The sequence below is a fragment of the Pontimicrobium sp. MEBiC01747 genome (assembly GCF_053601635.1).
Map to the genome: position 1 here is coordinate 1 of NZ_JBSHNS010000546.1, position 6,036 is coordinate 6,036.

Sequence of the window (6,036 nt, forward strand, 5' to 3'; positions counted from 1 at the left end):
ATTTGGCCCGCTGGTTCCTTGGTTTAATGCTTGGAAATCTATAATGTTATCTCCTTCTTCTAGGTTTAAGAAAATTCCTTTATATCCTGTTTCTAATAACACTCTTGATTGTACTACCTTTCCATTTACAAACACGCGTATTAAATCGCCATCTGGATACTGATGGTCTCTATATATTACATTAACTCGTTTAGCTAACGTTCTAAACTCTCCTAAATACTGTGTAATTTTACTACCATTATTACGTTTTTCACTTTCTTGTCTAAACTTTAAACTTCTTTGTAGTTTTTTTTCAAATAATTCAGCAGGATTTCTAAACTTATTTTCTTTTTCTATAGAAAAATTGGGACGTTTAACTATTGGTTGTTCTTCTGCTTTAGGTAAAACTAATTCATTTTTAGTGGCTTCTGGTTCTGCTTTAGCTTTTGGTTTAGGTTTTATAATGAGTTCATTGTCCTCTTTTGGATCGTCAACATTTTCAGCAGGAATAGCTATAGACTTATTTTCACTATCTAATTGTGCACTAACGGATAGTACAAAAAAGAAAGCTAATATGGATAATAAACGTAATTTCATACAGGGTTAAATAATTCTGTTTGTCGAAAATAAGACAAAAACCATACCTAAATATTAAAATTTTATTAATCTATTCAAATTTAATAAAATTTACCTCTACTCTTTTGTCTTATTGTACTTTATAAATAAATATTAAAATCTATAATTTGTTAAATTTTGTTAAAAAAGTACTTTGTAATACATAGTACTGTAACAAAAATAGAAATGCGTCGTCTCTTTAGTATAAACAAGACATTATTTATCAATCAAAAAAATTAAAATCATTATGAGAACTTTAAACACAAATCAAATATCTGGAACACTTAAAGGAACAAAAAGTAACACTTGGAACTCTAAAAGACGTTACAGGTAAATTTTAAAAGCATTTCATCAATCAATCAATCAATCAATCAATCAATCAATCAATCAAAAAACTGGAAATCATGAAAACTCTATTTAATGTTTTAAGGCAAGCTAATACTATAACACAGGAATCTGTAATAGTAAATAGAAAAGTATTAAAGTTTGATAATTCAAAAGGTACGCTTTGGAGTCGTGCAAAGCGTTATGCTTATTAATACAGTTTAATTTTTTCCAAGTAAAAGCCAGTAAGTGTTATATTTACTGGCTTTTAATTTTATTTAATATTTTAATAACTCTAGCAATTCTCCTTCAAATTTATCTCTAGAAAGGTACTGGTCTTCTAATTGATTTATAAAAGGTATCGGTGTTTCTAAACTTGCTACTCGTTTTACTGGAGCATCTAAAAATTCAAAACAGTGTTCCATTATTAATGCAGATATATCACTGGCTATTCCACCAAATAAAGAGTCTTCTTGTAAAATTATAACACGCCCAGTTTTTTTAACTGAAGCATATATTGTTTTGGTGTCTAAAGGCTGTAAAGAACGTAAATCTACTACATCTGCGTTTATATTAGGGTGCTTATCTAGTGTGTTTAAAGCCCAATGCACAGCAGCTCCATAAGCTATTACAGTAATATCTTCTCCTTCTCTAAGCATTGCTGCTTCTCCTAATGGAATTGTGTAATAATTGGTAGGTACTTCTTGCCTAATGCTTCTGTATAATGCTTTATGCTCGAAAAACAATACTGGGTTAGGGTCATTAATTGCTGTTGCTAATAACCCTTTTGCATCTTTAGGGAATGCTGGATACACGACTTTTAAACCTGGTGTTTTTGTAAACCAAGCTTCGTTTGTTTGCGAATGGAAAGGCCCAGCTGCTACACCTGCTCCACATGGCATTCGTAATACTGTATCTGCGTTTTGGTTCCATCTGTAATGCGATTTTGCTAAATAATTAACTACTGGATTAAAACCAGAAGTAACAAAATCTGAAAATTGAAGCTCTACAACACTTTTAATTCCTGCTATAGATAGTCCCATTGCTGTTTCTATAATAGACGATTCGCATATTGGTGTATTACGAACTCTATCTTTTCCAAATTGCTCTACAAAACCATCTGTTATTTTAAAAACACCTCCATATTCTGCAATATCTTGGCCCATTATAACCATATCTGGATGCTGCTCCATGGATTGTTTTAATCCTTCAGAAATTGAGTCAATTAAGCGGAGTTCTTTTAATTCTTTATTTTCTTCAACACCCTCATAATCAAAACCTTTATAAACATCACTTAATTCAATACTTTCATTAGGTATTATAACTTCTTCTGCATTAGCAATACGCAATGCTTTATCTATTTCTGTTTTAATTTCTACTTTAAAAGTTTCGTCTATTGTTTCTGTTAAAATACCTTCCTCTATTAAGTAGTTTCTGTAATTATTTATTGGGTCTTTTTTTGCCCATGCGTCCATTAAATCTTGTGGCACATATTTAGTTCCACTTGCTTCTTCATGTCCACGCATTCTAAAGGTTTTAAACTCTAATAGAACAGGACGTGGGTTATTTCTTATACTTTCTGCTAACTCAGAAACTTTAGTATAAACTTCTAAAATATTATTACCATCTATTATATGAGATTCCATCCCGTACCCTAGAGCTCTATCTGCTAAATCCTTACAATTGTACTGCTCGCTTGTTGGCGTAGATAATCCGTAACCATTATTTTCTATACAAAATAATACAGGTAATTGCCAAACAGAAGCTACGTTTAGTGCTTCATGAAAATCACCTTCACTTGTTCCGCCTTCTCCTGTAAATACAGCTGTTACTTTCTTCTCCTTACGCAACTTACTTGCTAAAGCAATACCGTCTGCAACGCCTAATTGGGGCCCTAGATGAGAAATCATACCTACTATATTATAGTCTTGTGTCCCAAAGTGAAAAGAACGATCTCTTCCTTTAGTAAAACCAGAAGCTTTTCCTTGCCATTGTCCAAATAATCGCTCTAAAGGAATTTTACGAGTTGTAAACACACCAAGGTTTCTATGCATTGGTAAAATATACTCTTCTGCATCCATTACAAAAGTAACCCCAACCGAGATGGCTTCTTGCCCAATCCCAGAAAACCATTTACTTATTTTACCTTGTCGAAGCAAGATGAGCATTTTCTCCTCTATCATTCTAGGCTTTAACATGCTCTTGTACAGATTGATAAGTATACTCGAATCTAATCCGTGTTTTTTGTACTTAATATTACTTTTCATCAAGGTCTTTTAATTTGTGAAAATGTTTTGTCAAATATAGCATAATTGAATAATAATTATAAAAAGACTAATAAAATTATCAATTATATATTCTGCCTACTTTTCTTTACATTTGTATTACTAACTTCACTTAACTATAACTAAAATAAAGAGCCTAATGTATTTTTGTTTTTTTAAATGGCTTAATTTATTTGTGCTTTAGTTTTTAAAGTGAATAATGATTAAATTTAAGATTATAAAAAATAATAACGATGAATAGTATTCCTAGCGTTAATTTACAGGATTTCCTTTCTGAGGATCCAAAAAGAAAACAACAATTTATAGATGAAATTGGTAAAGCTTATCAAGAAATAGGCTTTGTTGCATTAAAAGGGCATTTTTTAGATGAACAATTAGTTGATAAGTTATATGAAGAAATTAAAAATTTCTTTTCACTTCCTGTAGATACTAAACGCAAATATGAAATACCTGGCATTGGAGGGCAACGTGGTTACGTCTCTTTTGGAAAAGAAAGTGCAAAGGGTAAAAAAGAAGGAGATTTAAAAGAGTTTTGGCATTTTGGTCAATATGTGGAAGATAACCCCGAGTTAGCAAAAGAATACCCTGATAATGTTGAAGTTACTGAATTACCTGCTTTTAATGAAGTTGGAAAAGAAACTTACAAAATGTTAGAAAAAACTGCTAAATATGTATTACGTGCTTTAGCTTTATACCTAAACTTAGAAGAAACCTACTTTGATAACTATATACACAACGGAAATTCTATATTGAGACCAATACACTACCCGCCTATTTTAGAAGAACCAAAAGCAGCAGAACGTGCAGCAGCACATGGAGATATTAACTTAATTACTCTTTTAATGGGGGCGCAAGGTCGTGGTTTACAAGTACAAAATCATGATGGCGAATGGATTGACGCTATTGCTGAGCCAGATGAATTAATGATAAACGTTGGGGACATGTTATCTAGACATACTAATAACAAATTAAAATCTACAATACACCGTGTAATTAATCCGCCAAGAGAACTTTGGGGAACATCCCGTTATTCCATTCCATTCTTTATGCATCCAGTAAGCGAAATGAAATTAGACGTATTAGACAGTTGTATAGATGATAACAACCCAAAACAATTTGACGATATTACTGCAGGTGATTTTTTAAATCAGCGTTTAGTAGAACTAGGTTTAATTAAGAAATAAAAAATATAATTAAATAGTATTCTATTATTTATTAATTGTAATAGAATACTATTTTAGTAGTACTAGACATTAAAAAATGGATTTACAAGATCAATTAAAAAACTTATTCCCAGAACATATTCCAGAAGAAACACCTGTAGATAATAGTGATTCTGGTATATGGATGCAAGACGATCCTATTTTATGTAAATACGAAAAACGCAAAGGTAAACCCATCACTATTTTAGAGGGTTATACTGGAGCTACCGAAGATTTTAAAGCCTTAGCAAAAGAGTTAAAACAACAATTAAGTGTTGGTGGTAGCTTTAAAGATGATAAAATAATTATTCAAGGCGATTATAGAGATAAAATAATGACCATCTTAAAAGCGAAAGGCTTTAATGTTAAACGTGTTGGAGGATAATTAAAATGAAAGCCAATTCGCCTTTACATATTACCAATGGCTCTAGCCTTACAGATTACCTTAAAGATTTAAAAATTGAAGGAGACATCATCACATGGAACGAAATGCTTTGTGAAGGCCCAACAATTAACGCTATAGACTCTGAAGCGTTTATAAAAATTAGAACAGACTTTTTTAAAACCACTTACAATGCAGAATACAGCGATGGCGGATTTGTATCGGAATTAGCAAAGTTTAATCATTTAGCCAATTACACCGAAATTGTTTTATGGTTTGAGTACGATTTATTTTGCCACATAAACCTTATTGCAGCTATTAGTTTATTAAAACAAAAAGACGTAACCGCGCAACTTTATTTGGTTTGTAGTGGTCGTGTTGAAAATGAGCCTGAGTTAAAGGGGCTCTCAGAATTAACTCCTAAACAATTAAAAGCGCATTATAACAACAAAACGGCTTTAACTGTAGACGATATTGCTTTAGCGCAAAAAGCATGGAATACCTATTGTGGTAACGACCATAATTTACTAAAACCTTTAATAGTTAAACCCTCTAACTTTACATATTTAAGTAATAGCCTAAAAGCGCATATTAGACGCTTTCCAGACACTCGAAGCGGTTTAAATACTTTAGAATATAACACTTTAAAACTAGTAAAAAAGCACAACATAAAATCTCGTCATCATTTACTAGGTTACACATTACACTATCAAGGATATTATGGTTTTGGAGATACTCAGTTAGAAAAAATGATAGATCGATTGGCTATATTCTTTAATGAAACAGAAACTGCTCTAACATTAAATAGAAAGGGGCATTTAGCATTAGAGTTGCAACAAAACTTTTTAAACGAATTACAAACAGATTTTTATTTTGGAGGCGTTAATAAAGCCGACTTTTTATACAATAAAAAAGAAAATAAATTGATTAAACATGTATAATTAAATGCCTATAAAAGATTCAGAATTAATACTCAACCCAGATGGTAGTGTTTATCATTTAAATTTACGTCCAGAACACATTGCCAATACAATTATTACGGTTGGCGACCCAGATCGTGTAGAAACTGTAACTAAGCATTTTGATACTATAAATTTTAAAACACATAAACGAGAATTTCATACGCAAACAGGCACATATAAAGGCAAAGCTATTACAGTTATATCAACAGGAATAGGTACAGATAATATAGATATTGTTTTTAACGAGCTAGACGCCCTAGTAAATATTAATTTAGAAACTAGAGAAC

General features: G+C 31.4%; 7 protein-coding genes. 5 read left to right on the forward strand and 2 right to left on the reverse strand.

All coding sequences use genetic code 11. The annotated features are described in order from the left end of the window. Nucleotides 1-576: hypothetical protein (locus tag ACVC2P_RS17975; protein WP_452599829.1), on the reverse strand; the 576-nt coding region annotated here is incomplete at its 3' end. A gap of 422 nt (nucleotides 577-998) precedes the next feature. Here ACVC2P_RS17975 and ACVC2P_RS17980 point away from each other — a divergent pair. Then, nucleotides 999-1,133 (forward strand): hypothetical protein, encoded by a 135-nt coding sequence (locus ACVC2P_RS17980; RefSeq protein WP_452599830.1) that lies wholly within the window; start codon nucleotides 999-1,001, stop codon nucleotides 1,131-1,133. 63 nt (nucleotides 1,134-1,196) lie between these two features. On the opposite strand, the gene ACVC2P_RS17985 is transcribed toward ACVC2P_RS17980, so the two are convergent. Next, nucleotides 1,197-3,185: an alpha-ketoacid dehydrogenase subunit alpha/beta gene (locus tag ACVC2P_RS17985; RefSeq protein ID WP_452599831.1), complete on the reverse strand. Its 1,989-nt coding sequence runs from the start codon at nucleotides 3,183-3,185 to the stop codon at nucleotides 1,197-1,199. A 251-nt stretch (nucleotides 3,186-3,436) separates the two neighbouring features. Here ACVC2P_RS17985 and ACVC2P_RS17990 point away from each other — a divergent pair, with 251 nt between their 5' ends. The 4 genes from ACVC2P_RS17990 to ACVC2P_RS18005 all read left to right on the forward strand — a co-directional run. Continuing rightward, nucleotides 3,437-4,387 (forward strand): isopenicillin N synthase family dioxygenase, encoded by a 951-nt coding sequence (locus ACVC2P_RS17990; protein WP_452599832.1) that lies wholly within the window; start codon nucleotides 3,437-3,439, stop codon nucleotides 4,385-4,387. Nucleotides 4,388-4,463: 76 nt separating this feature from the next. Beyond that, complete coding sequence (locus tag ACVC2P_RS17995; RefSeq protein ID WP_452599833.1) at nucleotides 4,464-4,790, forward strand: translation initiation factor; 327 nt, start codon at nucleotides 4,464-4,466, stop codon at nucleotides 4,788-4,790. 5 nt (nucleotides 4,791-4,795) lie between these two features. Then, nucleotides 4,796-5,728 (forward strand): DUF1835 domain-containing protein, encoded by a 933-nt coding sequence (locus ACVC2P_RS18000; protein WP_452599834.1) that lies wholly within the window; start codon nucleotides 4,796-4,798, stop codon nucleotides 5,726-5,728. A 4-nt stretch (nucleotides 5,729-5,732) separates the two neighbouring features. Further along, nucleotides 5,733-6,036 (forward strand): phosphorylase family protein (locus tag ACVC2P_RS18005; RefSeq protein ID WP_452599835.1); only part of this gene is annotated, 304 nt, incomplete at its 3' end.

Coding starts and splice junctions, on each gene's coding strand:
- ACVC2P_RS17980 (WP_452599830.1), top strand. CDS start 999: ATGAAAACTCTATTTAATGTTTTAAGGCAAGCTAATACTATAACACAG.
- ACVC2P_RS17985 (WP_452599831.1), bottom strand. CDS start 3,185: ATGAAAAGTAATATTAAGTACAAAAAACACGGATTAGATTCGAGTATA.
- ACVC2P_RS17990 (WP_452599832.1), top strand. CDS start 3,437: ATGAATAGTATTCCTAGCGTTAATTTACAGGATTTCCTTTCTGAGGAT.
- ACVC2P_RS17995 (WP_452599833.1), top strand. CDS start 4,464: ATGGATTTACAAGATCAATTAAAAAACTTATTCCCAGAACATATTCCA.
- ACVC2P_RS18000 (WP_452599834.1), top strand. CDS start 4,796: ATGAAAGCCAATTCGCCTTTACATATTACCAATGGCTCTAGCCTTACA.